Raw genomic sequence first — 14,622 nt, 5'->3', positions numbered from 1 at the left:
GCAGAGTGCCTGCCAAGACGATGATTGTGTGCGTCAGACAGGCTATGTAATATATTACATATGACTATCGAATCCGGTAATAAAATTACGAACAATGACGGGCGGCTCGGGCAATGGATTGGCAGCATCCAGGCCCGCAGCGCCGGTCTCGCCGCCAGCGAGGCGAAGGTGGTCGCCCTGCTGCTGGCTGATCCCTTGTTCGTCGGCGCAAGCACGGCCGCGCAGGTAGCCGAACGCGCTGGCGTCTCAGCGCCGAGCGTGGTCCGCGCTGCGCGTGCGATCGGGTTCGGCGGGTTTGCCGAACTCAAGATCGAGATCGCCCGTGCACGCGGTACCACCCGGTTCTTTGCACCGCCTGAAGCACTCGCTGCGGACGCTACGTCGGCTTCAGTGCTTGAAAGCTCCATCCGCGCAGGCACCGACGCCCTGACCGCACTCGGCGGGGCCATCGAACTCGCAGAGTTCGACAAGGCGGTCGATAGGATCCTGTCTGCGCGACAGGTGATCGCATTCGGTGCCGGCCCGTCCTCTACGGTGGCCGCCGACGCCGTTTTCCGTCTGCGCGCGGTCGGCGTGACGACCATCAGCATCCCGGACCACTTGTCGGCAATGATCGCGACGCGCCTGCTAGGTCCTGATGATGTCGTCATCGCCGTCAGTTCGACCGGGCGCACTTCCACCACGCTCGCCATCGCCGATGCCGCGTCATCTGCCGGGGCCTCGCTCATCGCCATCACCAACCAGTACGGCACACCCCTGGCGACCCTCGCGGATATCGCCCTGGTGGTCGGCGGAGCACCACTGCCGGCGCAGATGGCCGCAGCGGGCAGCCGCCTGGCCCAACTCGTCGTCGTTGACGCCCTGCTCGCCGCCCTCGCCCTGCGCGACCCAGAGCGCAGCCGCCACGCAGAGCGGGCAGGCATCGACCTGCCCGACATCGACTGATGAACCCCAGCACTGTCGCGCTCGTCCTCGCTGCGGCCACAGCTCATGCGCTATGGAACATCGCCTCGAAGTACAAGCGTGAAGATACCTTCCTGTTTGTCTGGGCCTATACCTGCGCCTCGGCGCTGCTGTGCGTGCCGATCGGCATTGCCCTCATGGTCACGGGGCAGCAGGTGCTCGATTGGCGGCTCACGGTAGGTTGCGCCGTCTCGGCGGCCTTGCACATTGCATACTCCCTGATCTTGCAGGCCGGTTACGGCCGCGCAGAACTTGGGGTGGTTTATTCCGTCGCCCGCGGCACGGGGCCCCTGCTGACGATGCTGTTCGCGGTTCTCCTGCTAGGGGAGCGGCTCACTGCAATCGCGGTGCTCGGCGCGATCCTCATCGTCACCGGCATACTCGTCGTCGTCGGCAATCTATTCAGAAGAAGGAGCAGCAGTACGCTGCCGGGGGTGCTGTGGGGGGCCGCAACAGGTGCTACTATTGCCGCGTACACCCTCTGGGACAGTCACTCGATCACCTCGTGGCAACTGGCGCCCGTCAGCTATTACGCTGGCACACTACTGCTGCAAAGCCTGATCCTCAGCCCCATCGCGCTGCTACGGCGACAGCGGATCCCTGCCGTCCTGCGCGCTGACGCGGTACCGATCCTGATCGTGGCCGTGTTCTCTCCACTGGCCTATATCCTCGTTCTCACCGCCATGCTGAGCGCGCCGGTGGCACTTGTTGCGCCCCTGCGTGAGTCATCCATTGTCATCGGCTCTTTCCTCGCGTGGTGGCTTTTCCGTGAGGGCCATCTCGCGCGCCGCGTTGTCGGCGCAGTGATAGTCCTGGCCGGGATCGTGGCCATCAGTCTTTGAGGCTTCGTCCGGGCAACCTCACCCGGATGCTGGCGATACAAGAGCCCACCTTTTAGCGCCGGGTCTCAAGGTGCGCAGGAGCCGGCGCAGTGCCCTGCCCGGGTTGCAACCAGCGCCTGAACAACCGCGTCATCCGTGGCATGAACACATACACCACCAACAACACAATGGTCAGGGTAATCACCACGTTGGCCGGCACATAACCGCCCAGCCAGGGCCACAATGCGAAGACCGGCTTCCACAACAACGGCACCAGGAACGTCAGCGGCAGGATCACCAGAAATGTCACGCAGGCCTGCTTCCAGCGCGGTGGCGGGGTCGGGGCATCCATCTGCTGGGGGTTGAACCAGAATTCGCGGTCTTCATTGATTTCGGTCTGGTCACCATCGGCCAACAGCGAGCGGGCCTGATCGACCAACTCCCGGCGATCAGCGGAATCCAGCCAGACCTGCAACTGTTCGGTACTGGCAAAACGTAGCACGCTGGTGAACAGCGCCAGGCCGCTACTGTGGCCACGGACCACGTCGATGCCCAGATGTCCGGGGTAACTGCGCGCCTTGGCGACGATCTCGCGCAACCAGGCTTCATACGCTGGTTCCCCACCTTGCTTGACCCGGTGGCGCACCAACAGCGTGACCACGCCTTCGGACAATTCGATATTCATGGCTGATTCCGTCCTTTTGTCTCTGAACGATGAGACCAGTGTCGTCGCGACACTCGCTCCTCCCTCTTGCCTGACCCGACGCCGTGGCACCGGGTGCATCAATATGGCAGCTGACTGCGGACTCCACTTGGAGACCTGTGCTACCGGCTTGAGACGCACTGTAGGGCCTGGATAAAAAAGGGACAATTCCATAAAATCGAGAATCATTGATTCTATCGAAGGAACAATCATGGATCGCATCGAATGCATGCGGGCGTTTGTCGCCACCGTCGGAGCCAATGGCTTTGCGGCGGCGGCACGGGCGATGGATGTACCGCGCTCAAAAGTCAGCAAGCAGATCCAGGCCCTGGAAGAAGCGATCGGCGTGCAGTTGCTGCTGCGCACCACCCGTAGCCTGCACCTGACCGAAGCCGGCGCCGAGTACTACGAGTCGGCCCGCGAACTGCTCGCCTCGCTGGACGAAGCCGAGCAGCGGGCCCGCGATGGCATCGGTGAGCTGCGCGGGGTATTACGCGTCAACGCGCCGATGTCCTTCGGCCTGCGGCGATTGGGGCGGCTGATCCCGCTGTTTCATCGAGAGCATCCGAACGTCGAACTGCAACTGGTGCTCAGTGACCAGCAGGTGGACCCGGTCAAGGGTGGTTTCGACGTGACCATCCGCATCGCCAGCCTGCCGGACTCGTCCATGATCGCCAAGTTGCTGGCCCCGGCACCGCGCATCATGGTCGCCTCCCCCGATTACCTGCAACGCGCCGGCATCCCCACCACGCCACGGGAACTGTCTGCCCACCAGTGCCTGAACTACGGCTACCTGCAAAGCGGTGTCAGCCTGCAACTGAGCAATGGCAGGGAGACTCAACGGGTCACCGTCAACGGCCCGCTGCATGCCAACAACGGCGACCTGCTGGCCCAGGCCGCCGAAGCGGGCATGGGCATCGCCCTGCTGCCGGATTTCATCGTCGAGGAAGCCCTGGCCGCCGGGCGCCTGGTACCGGTGATGTGCGAATGGCAGGCGCCGCCGATCAGCATCAACGCCGTGTATGCCTCGGCACGCCGGGTGCCGCAGAAGACCCGGGCGTTCATCGACTTCCTGGTGCGCGAACTGGCGGTGGTCGCAGCGAGCTGAAACAAATAAACTGTATATACATACAGATAAGGATTGCTCAAAGCCCTGGCAGTGAGCATGCTATCCGCTCTATCGCGCACATGATCGAACGAAGGTGGCAATGCGGCTGTTCCTCTGCGAAAAACCCTCTCAGGCCAAGGACATTGCCGCCGTACTCGGCGCCACGCGCCGTGGCGACGGCTGCTGGGTCGGCGCCAATGCCACGGTCACCTGGTGCATCGGTCATCTGTTGGAGACCGCGCCGCCGGATGCCTACGACGCTCGCTACAAGCGCTGGGTACTGGCCGACCTGCCGATTGTCCCGGAAAAATGGAAGATGCAGGTCAAGCCCAAGACCGCCAGCCAGTTCAAGGCGGTCAAGCGCCTGCTGGGCGAAGCCCGGGAACTGGTGATCGCCACCGACGCCGACCGCGAAGGGGAAATGATCGCCCGCGAACTGGTGGAGCATTGCCGTTATCGCGGGCCGATCCAGCGGCTCTGGTTGTCGGCACTCGACGATGCCTCGATCCGCAAGGCACTTGCCGCGCTCAAACCCGGCGGCGAAACCTTCAACCTCTATCATTCGGCCCTGGGCCGCTCGCGAGCCGACTGGCTGATCGGCATGAACATGAGCCGACTGTTCACCCTGCTCGGCCGCCAGTCCGGCTACCAGGGCGTGTTACCAGTGGGCCGGGTACAGACGCCGACCCTGCGCCTGGTAGTGGATCGCGACCGCAGCATCGCCGACTTCGTGCCGGTGGCCTATTGGGCAATCGATGTGCACCTGCTGCATGACGGCCAGCCCTTCGTCGCCCAATGGCGCGCGCCACAGGACGCCTGTGACGATCAGGATCGCTGCCTGAACCAGGCCCTCGCCCAACAGGCCGCCGCAGCCATGAGCGTGGCGGCCAGCGCACGGGTGGTGAAACTCAAGACCGAGCGGATTCGCGAAGCCGCGCCCCTGCCCTTCGACCTTGGCACCTTGCAGGAAGTGTGTTCGAAACGCCTGGGGCTGGGCGCCCAGGAAACACTGGATATTGCCCAGTCGCTGTACGAAACCCACAAGGTCATCACCTACCCGCGCAGCGACTGCGGCTTTCTGCCCCTCAGCCAACATGGTGATGCCGCGCGGGTGCTGGCCGCTCTGGAACGGGCCGAGCCGAGCCTAGGCAAACTGGCGCCCTATCTCGATCCGAGCCGCCGCTCACGGGCCTGGAACGATGCCAAGGTCACCGCCCACCACGGCATCATCCCGACCGGCACGGGTGCGAACCTCGAACGCTTGCAAGGCAAGCCCCGAGCCGTCTACACGCTGATTCGCGCCCGTTACCTGGCGCAGTTCCTGCCCAACCACGAATACGACCGCACCCAGGCCGATTTCGACTGTGCCGCCCAGGCACTGCGGGCCGTGGGCAAGCGAGTGATCGAGCCCGGCTGGAAACGTGCCCTGCCGGAGGCCCTGGCGCCGACCAAGGGCCGCGAAGCCCCCGAACCACAGGCCTTGCCAGCGTTGCGTGAAGGTAGCGAATGCGTGGTGAACCGGGTCGACCTCAAGGACCTGTGGACCCAACCACCGAAGCCTTTTACCGAGGGCGACCTGATCAAGGCGATGAAAAACGTCGCCCGATACGTGGAAGACCCGCGCCTGAAACAGAAGCTCAAGGAAACCACCGGCATCGGCACCGAAGCCACCCGCGCCAGCATCATCCAGGGTCTGCTGGAGCGCAATTACCTGGTCAAGCACGGCAAGAGCCTGTCAGCGACTGCAGCGGCCTTCAGCCTGATTGATGCCGTGCCAAAGGCCATTGCCGATCCGGGCACCACCGCCATCTGGGAGCAGGCGCTGGACATGGTGCAAAGCGGCGAGATGAGCCTGGAAGAATTCGTCGCCAAGCAGGCGGCATGGATGAGCAAGCAGGTGGGGCGCTGCGTCGAACTGAAGCTGCAGATCAGCATGCCACCCGGCACGGCGGCACCAGCGCCATGGAAAAAGAAACGCAAGGCCTCTGCAAGCAGAACGACAAAAGCCCGCCGCCCGACGAAAGCGGCAGGGAGTCATCCTAAAAAATGAACCGCTCTAGAACCAACACGCCGGTATAGGGAAGGGTCAAAAGAATGTGTGCCGCGAGAGCGCATCGTGAGCCGTACTCAAGGCGTGCAGCCCTTCTGTTATCTTCCCGCCCTACCCTCAATCTGCTGACCGAGGTGGCGAACTTCCGCCCGAAGCGCCTGCAACTCGGTGGTTGCCTGGTTGAGCAATTCCCGATCGGTCAGCCGAGGCTGCGCGCCCTCGGTTGCCTTCTTGCGCCCACGATAGAGGGCAAACGCCATCAGCAGGACCATACAAGCCAGCCAGGACAGAACGATTGCGGCTTTCACTGCCATACCTCCTGAATTGCGCACACGTAGGAACAGACAAAACAAATAATACTGACGACAAACAACGTGACACCGAGCGACACCATCCTGGGCGTTGCCTCTCCAGCCAAGAGGTACAACGTCGAAAAACCGGTGATAGCGGCTCCAGCCCCCATGCCAATCAGAGTCTCACCCAGCCACCTGATCGTTCTACTTTCCATGCGGCATCCTTGCGCAAGATTTGGCGGCGCGCATCCTCGCCACCTGTAATCGGATGCTGAGGAACCGTCAGAAAGAGGTCAATCAAAGGAGTGTTTGGCGGTATTTCAAGAACGCCGGAGACGGCAGAGGTCAGCCCGCCGCAAATGCGGACTTGATGCAGAGGGAGGATTCATCAAACGCCAGACGCAAAAAAGGGCCAATCTTTCGATTGACCCTTTCAGACCGCCCAGCAGAGCGGATTTTGTTTGGTAGGCGCGATTGGACTCGAACCAACGACCCCCACCATGTCAAGGTGGTGCTCTAACCAACTGAGCTACGTGCCTGCTGTGAGGCGGCATTCTACGGATTTGCCGAGGGGTGTCAACCCCTTTCTTCCCGCTAAGTCTCTGAATAGGCGAAATTTTTAGTGAGGCTCCAACAACTTCCCTGTTTGGGATGGCTGGCGGGGGTATTTCATCTGAGGTAGGATCAAACCACTCGTAAAAAATATAAAACAGAGGTTGCAGGATGGCGAACACTCCCTACCCCCAGTCCTACTACGCCGCATCGGCCAATCCGGTACCTGAACGCCCGCCCTTGCAGGATGACGTCGAGACCGACGTGTGCGTGATCGGTGCCGGTTATACCGGTCTCTCCAGCGCCCTGTTCCTACTGGAAAATGGCTTTCGGGTGACCGTATTGGAGGCCGCCAAGGTCGGCTTCGGCGCCTCGGGCCGCAACGGGGGCCAGATCGTCAACAGCTACAGCCGCGATATCGATGTGATCGAACGCAGCGTCGGGGCAAAGCAGGCGCAACTGCTCGGGCAGATGGCCTTTGAAGGCGGCCGGATCATTCGCGAGCGAGTTGCAAAGTACAACATCCAGTGCGACCTCAAGGACGGCGGGGTCTTTGCCGCCCTCAGCAATAAACAGATGGGCCATCTCGAATCCCAGAAGAAACTCTGGGAACGCTTTGGCCATACCCAGCTGGAACTGCTGGATCAGCGCCGTATTCGCGAAGTGGTCAACTGCGATCAGTATGTCGGCGGCATGCTCGACATGAGCGGCGGCCATATCCACCCGTTGAACCTGGCGCTGGGCGAGGCGGCAGCCGTCGAGTCGCTGGGTGGCAAGATCCACGAACAGTCGCCGGCCGTGCGTATCGAGCGCGGTGCCAATCCGGTGGTCCACACGCCGCAGGGCAAGGTCAGGGCCAAGTTCATCATCGTTGCGGGCAACGCCTACCTCGGCAACCTGGTGCCGGAACTGGCCGCCAAGTCCATGCCGTGCGGGACCCAGGTGATTACCACCGAACCTTTGGACGATGCCCTGGCGAAGTCGCTGTTACCCCAGGATTACTGCGTCGAGGACTGCAACTACCTGCTCGACTACTACCGTCTTTCCGGTGACAAGCGTCTGATCTTCGGCGGTGGTGTGGTCTATGGTGCGCGTGATCCGGCCAATATCGAGGCGATCGTCCGGCCGAAAATGCTCAAGGCCTTCCCGCAGCTCAAGGACGTGAAGATCGACTACGCCTGGACCGGCAATTTCCTGCTGACTCTATCGCGCCTGCCTCAGGTCGGTCGGTTGGGCGACAACATCTATTACTCCCAGGGCTGCAGCGGCCACGGCGTGACCTACACCCATCTGGCCGGCAAGGTACTGGCCGAGGCACTGCGTGGGCAGGCCGAGCGTTTCGATGCGTTTGCCGATCTGCCGCACTACCCGTTCCCCGGTGGGCAATTGCTGCGCACGCCGTTCAGTGCGCTGGGGGCGTGGTACTACACGATGCGCGACAAGCTGGGGATCTGAAGCGCTGAAGGGCTTGCAAGCGTTCAGGCTTGCTGGCCCATTCGCGGGCAAGCCCGGCGCCTACAGGATGGGCGTCGTACGCCAAGTCTGCGTATGGCGCAGACTCGGTTGGAGCCGATCTGAATCAATGCCCGACCAGCGTTTTCCTGGCACTGGCGGCAGCCTGCTCCTGGCCGGAACGGGCCAGTTCATCGGCGGCGGTCAACCAGCGCTGCCGATCAACCTGGGCAGGCAACTGCGTCGGCGACTGGATCAAGACCGCCCAGCCCCCGGCGCCCTTCCAGGCCGAGCTGAACGTGCCGAAGTCCATCAACAGTCGCCGGTTCATCCCCGCCCGCAGCAACACCGTCTGCTTGTTGCGGTTATAGCCGGCCACCACCGCATAACGCGGCTCGGACCAGACCCGACCTTCATTGAAGCGCACCAGCACCGGATAACCGGCCGCGACCTGGCTCAACAAGGCCGGCAGTTCGCTATCCAGCGGATAAACCACCATCCCGTACTCACGCGCCAGCCTTTGCATATTGCCTTGCAGGTCCGCTTCCGCGCCCGGCAGCTTCAGCGGTTTGTCCAGCAACCCCGGGGTGACGGTGACGCCCTGCTGAGCCAGCATACTGGCCAGCGCACCGGGGCCACTCTGGTAGGCCTCGCCACGGAAGAACGGCACACCGTTGAGTTCCACACGCTCCGGCAGTCGCTGCAATTGCGACTGCACAGCGTTGCCGGCGCAACCGCCCAGGGCCAGCAGTAACGCGCCCACCATCAGCAACCGACGGGACGACATGGATTGAAAATGGTTGGATCCCTTGAACATCTTCACTCTCTTGATCAGGTGCCAGGCAGATCAGCCCTGGCTCGGGCCTTGATCATAGGTCGCTGTCGCACAGGGGTATAGCCTTTCATCGCAGTTTGTACGGCGCAATAGAGCGAAATGACTGATCGGACACGACCATTGGTCAATAGCCTGAAACAAGCCAGCAACTAGACTGATCTACAAGTAAGACGAAGTGAGAGAGCCCCGAGCGGGGCAAAGGAGGCGCGGATGAGCCTTATCCTGACAGTTGCATTGTTGATCCTGGGTTGGCTGGCGGTCGCGGCGGCCATGTTGTGGGGTGTTCTGAGGATTTCCCGTCGTCACCATCACCACCCCGCCGTACCGTCGCACAAGGCGGCCAAAACCGTGGGGCGCACTGCCAACGCCCATTGACCACCCGATAAGAAAAAACCGCCTGGTTTCCCAAGGAAAGCCAGGCGGTCGCGTGGGTCATCGTCAGTGCATCAGCCTTGCGCAGCCTCACGCTTGTGCCGGACACGACGGGCCAGCATGTTCAGCCCCTCGATCACCGCCGAGAAGGTCATGGCGGCGTACACATAGCCTTTAGGCACATGGGCACCGAAGCCTTCGGCGATCAGCGTCATGCCGATCATGATCAGGAAGCCCAGGGCCAGCATCACCACCGTCGGGTTGTCGTTGATGAACCTGGCCAGCGGCTCGGAGGCCAGCAACATCACCGCCACCGCAACGATCACCGCGATCACCATGATCGGCAAGTGCTCGGTCATGCCCACCGCAGTAATAATGCTGTCGATGGAAAACACCAGGTCGAGCATCAGGATCTGGCCGATAGCAGCGGCGAACCCCAGGGACACCCGCGAATTCTGGCCCTCGGCCTCCTTCTCCTGCGGGTCCATGCTGTGATGGATTTCAGTGGTGGCCTTCCAGACCAGGAACAGGCCACCGGCAATCAGGATCATGTCTTTCCAGGAGAACGCCTGGCCGAACACCTCGATCACCGGCGCCGTCAGCTTGACGATATAGGCGATAGTACCAAGCAGGCCCAGACGCAGGATCAGTGCCATGCCGATGCCGATCCGCCGCGCCTTGGTACGAAACTGCGCGGGCAGTTTGTTGGTCAGGATCGAAATGAAGATCAGGTTATCGATACCCAGCACGACTTCCATGACGATCAGCGTCAACAGGGCGATCCAGGCGGTGGGGCTGACAGCGAGTTCCAACAGGTATTCCATGATTCATTCCTGAGTAGGGTCCCGGGTAAGCCTAGCAGGCGGCTCACCGATAGCGACGCATTCTAGGGACAGTGACACTTCAGGAAAATTCGTATTTTTTGGCGTTATACTTCGTTTTTAACGAAGTGATAAGTGAATGCTCAATTACCGCCAACTGCACTATTTCTGGGTCGTGGCCAAGACCGGCAGCATCGTGCGCGCCTGTGACCAGTTGAATCTCACCCCACAGACCATCAGCGGCCAGATCAGCCTGCTGGAACAGAGTCTGGGCGTCGAGTTGTTCCGCAAGGTCGGACGCCAGTTGGAACTGACTGAAGCCGGACGTCAGGCCCTGCCCTACGCCGAACAGATGTTCCAGTTGGGCAACGAACTGCAAGCGATGCTGCAGACGCAACCCAGGGAGCAACCCTTGCTGTTTCGGGTCGGGGTCGCGGATGTGGTGCCCAAGTCCATCGTCTACCGGCTGATCGCTCCTACCATGGAACTGGACGAGCCGATCCGCATCACCTGCCGCGAGGACAAGCTCGAACGTCTACTGGCGGACCTGGCGATCCAGCGCCTGGACCTGGTGATCTCCGACAGCCCGATGCCGACCCACCTCGATATCAAGGGCTACAGTCAGAAGCTGGGTGAATGTGGGGTGAGTTTTTTCGCCACCCCGGCCTTGGCGCAACGTTATGCCGATGAGTTCCCGCAGTGCCTGCAAGGCGCGCCGCTGCTGATTCCCGGACAGGAAACCGTGGTTCGCAGCCGGCTGCTGCGCTGGCTCGCCGAACAGCAGATCCAGCCAAGGATTGTCGGCGAGTTCGATGACAGCGCGCTGATGCAGGCATTCGGCCAATCCGGCAGCGGTTTCTTCATCGCGCCGAGCGTGATCGCTGATGAAGTGTGTCGCCAGTACGACGTCCAACTGATGGGCCAGACCGACGCCGTCAGTGAGTCGTTTTATGCCATATCGGTGGAACGCAAGATCAAGCACCCCGGCACACTGGCCATTACCGAGGGTGCCCGCCGCGAATTGTTCATGGGGCCTGCCGGTTAAGCCGGCGCCGTACTCGGCTCCGCCGTCATCAAGGCCATGGCCAGCAGGATCGACAACAGGATCAAACCGGCGGCAGCGAAGCCAAGACCGCTCAGACCGACACCGTCGATGACCCGACCGCCGATCATCGCCCCCAGGCCGATGCCCAGGTTGGCACCGGCGATGTTCAGGGAGGCGGCAAAGGCTGGCGCCTGGGGCGCGACTTTCATCAGGCGCACATGGCTGACCAGAAACAACGCCGCCTGGGTGATACCCCAGATCCCCAGTGCCGCCGCCAGTCCCGGCCACGAATTGATGTTCGGCATCACCGCCACCAGGGCCGGAATCATGAAGGCGCAGAACAGCATGGAGGCAATCAGCGGCTGCCGGTCGACCATGCGCCCACCCAGGGCGTTGCCGATCAGGCCAACCGCTCCGAAGGCCATCAGGCACCACCCCACTACCGTGCCGTTGAAACCGGCCAGCCGTTCGAGGATGTCGGCCAGGTAGGTGTAGGCGGTGAACATGCCACTGAAGATCAGGATCGACAGCAGGATATGGCCCAACATGAGTGGCCGACGCAGAATGCCGAACTGCGAACGCAGCGAGACCTGTTCCAGGTGCAGACGGGTCGCCGGCAGGTAGAACCAAAGCAACAGGGCCTTGATCAGCGCCACCCCCGCCAGGAGGGCGAATGCCATGCGCCAGCCCCAGGCGTCGCCGATCAGCGTGCCGACCGGGATGCCGAATACCGTGGCGCAGACGATACCGAAACCGATTTTCTCGATCGCCCTGCCCGCGTAATCCGGACCGACGATATCCACCGCCGTTTCACTGGCCAGCGCCCAGAATACCGGCAAGCCCAGGGCAGGCAGCAGACGGGCAACGGCCATGACCCAGATATTCGGCGCCAGCGCCGCCACGATATTGGCCAGCCCGAAGATCACCAGGATGCTGATGAACAGCCGCCGCCGCTCGAAGCGCGAGAAATAGGCAGTAAGGAACGGACCAAACGCCGCCACGGTAAAGGCGAACAACGTCACCAGCAGCCCGGCCTGAGGGATGCTGACCTGCAGATCACGGGCAATGGCCGGCAACAGCCCGACAATGACGAACTCCGTGGTCAGCACGGTAAAACCGGCGGCCGATAGCAGCAGGATGGCGAGAAACATGAATGACTCCGAAAACGACAGCGCCAGCGATAGCCCGGGGGCTCACTGGAAGGAAGGAAATGAGGATGGGCGATTGTAACAGATCCGCTTAGGACAAGGAGTCATGCGCGGTAGGTGCGGGTCTATCATGGATACACCCTGCTCACAGAGCTTTGCGGCGAACACACGATTTGTGTTCGGCACAATCAGGTGGGAGCCGGCTGGCTGGCGATAGCGGTTTGCCAGGCAGCCCAAATATCAGTTGCTGCGGTCGCTATCACCAGCCAGCCGGCTCACCCGGATCAGGCGTGCAGGATGGATCAGAACGCGCCCATGTAGTCGCGCTTGCCGATTTCCACGCCATTGTGGCGCAGGATCGCGTAGGCGGTGGTCACGTGGAAGAAGAACTGCGGCAGGCCATAGCTCAGCAGGTACGACTGGCCGCTGAAGCGCTTCTCTTTCGGCGTGCCCGGACGGGTGACGATCTCGATGCCTTCCTTGCCGTCGACCTGGGCCGCGGTGATGCTGTCCAGGTGGGCCAGGGTCTTGCTGATCAACGCTTGCAGTTCGGCGAAGGTGGTTTCGCTATCCGGGTAGGACGGTACTTCGATTTCTGCCAGGCGCGAGGCAACGCCCTTGGCGAAATCGACAGCGATCTGTACCTGGCGCACCAGCGGGAACATGTCCGGCGCCAGGCGGGCCTGCACGAATACGCTCGGGTCGATGTTCTTGGCCGTTGCGTGAGCCTCGGCCTTGTTCAGGACGTCGCTCAGGGCGTTGAGCATTTGCTTGAAAACCGGGATGGAAGCGGCGTACAGGGAAATGGTCATGGGGTTCTCACAATGAAAATGGCAGGAGTGCAACCGGCCGATTATAGCCAGACCCGGTCGCATTGCTGCTTGTCTTTTTGCGTTGCGAGGCCATAGGCTAGCGGCTTCCAATGCATAGGGAACCGCATCATGAGCACCGAGCAAGAGACTTCCGTCGACCAGCCACGCTTGAACAGCACGGAAATCCGCATCCTGGGCTCCCTGATCGAAAAACAGGCCACCAGCCCGGAAACCTATCCGCTGACCCCCAACGCCCTGGTACTGGCCTGCAACCAGAAAACCAGCCGCGAGCCGGTGATGAACCTCAGCCAGGGCCAAGTCGGCCAGAGCCTGCGCGCCCTCGAAGGCCGTGGTTTTGTGCGCCTGGTGATGGGCAGCCGGGCCGACCGCTGGGAGCAGCGGGTCGACAAGGCCCTTGAGCTGGTGCCGGCTCAACTGGTGTTGATCGGATTGTTATTCCTGCGAGGGCCGCAGACCCTCAACGAACTACTGACCCGCAGTGGCCGGATGCATGATTTCGAAGACACCGAACAGGTGCTGCATCAACTCGACCGGCTGATCGCCCGAGGCCTGGCCCTGCTGATTCCGCGCCAGCCCGGCCAGCGCGAAGATCGCTACACCCATGCACTCGGTGACCCGGCGGATATCGAGGCGATCATCGCGGCTCGCCAACAGGCACCGGAACGCGGCGCGAGCAATAGTGTGTCGGCAGAACGGATTGAGGAGCTGGAGGCCCGGATCGCGGCGCTGGAAGAACGCCTCGCCCGCCTGGAGCAATAACCGCAGACTCTTGCGGTGTGAGCCCGGCGCCTACGCCCGGGCGAACGCCACCGCTGCCTGGAACTGTTGCTCGGTCGGTCGCACGCCGGTGTACAACACGAACTGCTCCAATGCCTGAATCGCGATCACTTCCAGGCCGGTGATCACCCGCTTGCCCTGCTCGCGCCCACGTACGATCAACGGTGTTTCCGAAGGAATCGCCACCACGTCGAACACGATTTCGGCGGCATCCACCGCCTCCGGTTCAAATGCCAACTGCCCGGCCTCCGGACCGCCATCCATGCCCACCGGCGTGACATTGACCAGCATCTGCGGGCGCAACGCACCCAGTTCGGCCTGCCACTCATAGCCGCAGATCGCCGCCAGCGCCTTGCCGGCCGTCTCGTTGCGGGCGACGATCACGCCATGGCGATAACCGCCATCGCGCAGGGCACAAGCCACCGCCTTGGCCATGCCACCACTGCCGCGCAAGGCAAAGGTGGTGTCCCTGGGTACCGCATGGGTCTCCAGCAACTGGGCAATCGCGATGTAATCGGTGTTGTAGGCCTTGAGATGGCCTGCGGTGTTGACAATGGTATTGATCGACGCGATGGCCGCCGCCGACGCATCCAGTTCGTCGACCAGTGCGATGCACGCCTCCTTGAACGGCATCGACACGCCACAGCCGCGAATCCCCAGGGCACGGATGCCACCGACGGCACCGGGCAGGTCCTGGCTGCTAAAGGCCTTGTAGTAGAAGTTCAGACCCAGTTGTTCATAAAGGTGGTTATGAAAACGCAGGCCGAAATTGCCCGGACGCCCAGACAACGACATGCACAGCTGGGTGTCTTTGTTCGGGTTCATCTGCATGTTTCATCTCCTGAGGGG

The 14,622-nt window shown here is 62.0% G+C and carries 15 protein-coding genes and 1 tRNA gene; 8 read left to right on the top strand and 8 right to left on the bottom strand.

The genetic code is table 11. The annotated features are described in order from the left end of the window. Window positions 1–60: 60 nt before the first annotated feature. Together BLU37_RS18265 and BLU37_RS18260 are read left to right on the top strand one after the other, a co-directional pair. On the top strand, window positions 61–945 hold the full coding sequence (locus BLU37_RS18265) for a MurR/RpiR family transcriptional regulator (RefSeq protein WP_090207282.1): 885 nt from the start codon (window positions 61–63) through the stop codon (window positions 943–945). Continuing rightward, complete coding sequence (locus BLU37_RS18260) at window positions 945–1,805, top strand: DMT family transporter (RefSeq protein ID WP_090207280.1); 861 nt, start codon at window positions 945–947, stop codon at window positions 1,803–1,805. The genes BLU37_RS18265 and BLU37_RS18260 overlap by 1 nt, the downstream gene beginning before the upstream one ends. Before the next feature lie 52 nt (window positions 1,806–1,857). Here BLU37_RS18260 and BLU37_RS18255 read toward each other — a convergent pair whose 3' ends face one another. Further along, window positions 1,858–2,469: an antibiotic biosynthesis monooxygenase gene (locus BLU37_RS18255; protein WP_010446574.1), complete on the bottom strand. Its 612-nt coding sequence runs from the start codon at window positions 2,467–2,469 to the stop codon at window positions 1,858–1,860. 229 nt (window positions 2,470–2,698) lie between these two features. On the opposite strand from BLU37_RS18255, the gene BLU37_RS18250 reads away from it, so the two are divergent. Together BLU37_RS18250 and BLU37_RS18245 are read left to right on the top strand one after the other, a co-directional pair. After that, on the top strand, window positions 2,699–3,595 hold the full coding sequence (locus BLU37_RS18250; RefSeq protein ID WP_029530603.1) for a LysR family transcriptional regulator: 897 nt from the start codon (window positions 2,699–2,701) through the stop codon (window positions 3,593–3,595). Window positions 3,596–3,695: 100 nt separating this feature from the next. Further along, window positions 3,696–5,645 carry a DNA topoisomerase III gene (locus tag BLU37_RS18245; RefSeq protein ID WP_090207277.1) on the top strand — a complete coding sequence of 650 codons (1,950 nt, stop codon included), beginning with the start codon at window positions 3,696–3,698 and terminating at the stop codon, window positions 5,643–5,645. 98 nt (window positions 5,646–5,743) lie between these two features. On the opposite strand, the gene BLU37_RS18240 is transcribed toward BLU37_RS18245, so the two are convergent. Then, window positions 5,744–5,953: a hypothetical protein gene (locus BLU37_RS18240; protein ID WP_172833033.1), complete on the bottom strand. Its 210-nt coding sequence runs from the start codon at window positions 5,951–5,953 to the stop codon at window positions 5,744–5,746. A 447-nt stretch (window positions 5,954–6,400) separates the two neighbouring features. Beyond that, window positions 6,401–6,477, bottom strand: a tRNA-Val gene (locus BLU37_RS18230). A gap of 184 nt (window positions 6,478–6,661) precedes the next feature. On the opposite strand from BLU37_RS18230, the gene BLU37_RS18225 reads away from it, so the two are divergent. Beyond that, window positions 6,662–7,945 (top strand): NAD(P)/FAD-dependent oxidoreductase, encoded by a 1,284-nt coding sequence (locus tag BLU37_RS18225; RefSeq protein WP_010444410.1) that lies wholly within the window; start codon window positions 6,662–6,664, stop codon window positions 7,943–7,945. A 124-nt stretch (window positions 7,946–8,069) separates the two neighbouring features. Here BLU37_RS18225 and BLU37_RS18220 read toward each other — a convergent pair whose 3' ends face one another. Further along, the gene (locus BLU37_RS18220; RefSeq protein ID WP_408003679.1) at window positions 8,070–8,729 is read right to left on the bottom strand and encodes a PA2778 family cysteine peptidase; all 660 of its coding nucleotides are present in this window, start codon (window positions 8,727–8,729) and stop codon (window positions 8,070–8,072) included. A 258-nt stretch (window positions 8,730–8,987) separates the two neighbouring features. On the opposite strand from BLU37_RS18220, the gene BLU37_RS29250 reads away from it, so the two are divergent. Next, a complete protein-coding gene (locus BLU37_RS29250) occupies window positions 8,988–9,152 on the top strand; it encodes a hypothetical protein (protein ID WP_172833032.1) in 165 nt (54 codons plus the stop codon). Between the two features lie 71 nt (window positions 9,153–9,223). On the opposite strand, the gene BLU37_RS18215 is transcribed toward BLU37_RS29250, so the two are convergent. Then, entirely contained in the window at window positions 9,224–9,973 is a 750-nt protein-coding gene (locus tag BLU37_RS18215) for a TerC family protein (RefSeq protein WP_010444413.1), read from the bottom strand. Window positions 9,974–10,109: 136 nt separating this feature from the next. On the opposite strand from BLU37_RS18215, the gene nhaR reads away from it, so the two are divergent. Beyond that, window positions 10,110–11,015: a transcriptional activator NhaR gene (gene nhaR, locus BLU37_RS18210; protein ID WP_090207268.1), complete on the top strand. Its 906-nt coding sequence runs from the start codon at window positions 10,110–10,112 to the stop codon at window positions 11,013–11,015. Here nhaR and BLU37_RS18205 read toward each other — a convergent pair. Both BLU37_RS18205 and BLU37_RS18200 read right to left on the bottom strand, forming a co-directional pair. Continuing rightward, window positions 11,012–12,166 carry an MFS transporter gene (locus BLU37_RS18205; protein WP_090207266.1) on the bottom strand — a complete coding sequence of 385 codons (1,155 nt, stop codon included), beginning with the start codon at window positions 12,164–12,166 and terminating at the stop codon, window positions 11,012–11,014. The two genes, nhaR and BLU37_RS18205, sit on opposite strands and share 4 nt — an antisense overlap. Window positions 12,167–12,465: 299 nt before the next feature. After that, on the bottom strand, window positions 12,466–12,975 hold the full coding sequence (locus BLU37_RS18200) for a DUF1993 domain-containing protein (RefSeq protein WP_010444416.1): 510 nt from the start codon (window positions 12,973–12,975) through the stop codon (window positions 12,466–12,468). A gap of 129 nt (window positions 12,976–13,104) precedes the next feature. On the opposite strand from BLU37_RS18200, the gene BLU37_RS18195 reads away from it, so the two are divergent. Next, window positions 13,105–13,755, top strand: coding sequence for a YceH family protein (locus BLU37_RS18195; protein ID WP_029534171.1), 651 nt, complete (start codon window positions 13,105–13,107; stop codon window positions 13,753–13,755). A gap of 30 nt (window positions 13,756–13,785) precedes the next feature. Here BLU37_RS18195 and BLU37_RS18190 read toward each other — a convergent pair whose 3' ends face one another. Continuing rightward, window positions 13,786–14,604 carry a shikimate 5-dehydrogenase gene (locus BLU37_RS18190; protein ID WP_029534172.1) on the bottom strand — a complete coding sequence of 273 codons (819 nt, stop codon included), beginning with the start codon at window positions 14,602–14,604 and terminating at the stop codon, window positions 13,786–13,788. Window positions 14,605–14,622 lie beyond the last annotated feature (18 nt).

Source organism: Pseudomonas asplenii, assembly GCF_900105475.1.
Lineage (GTDB): Bacteria > Pseudomonadota > Gammaproteobacteria > Pseudomonadales > Pseudomonadaceae > Aquipseudomonas > Aquipseudomonas asplenii.
This window is presented reverse-complemented; position numbering and strand designations above follow the sequence as displayed.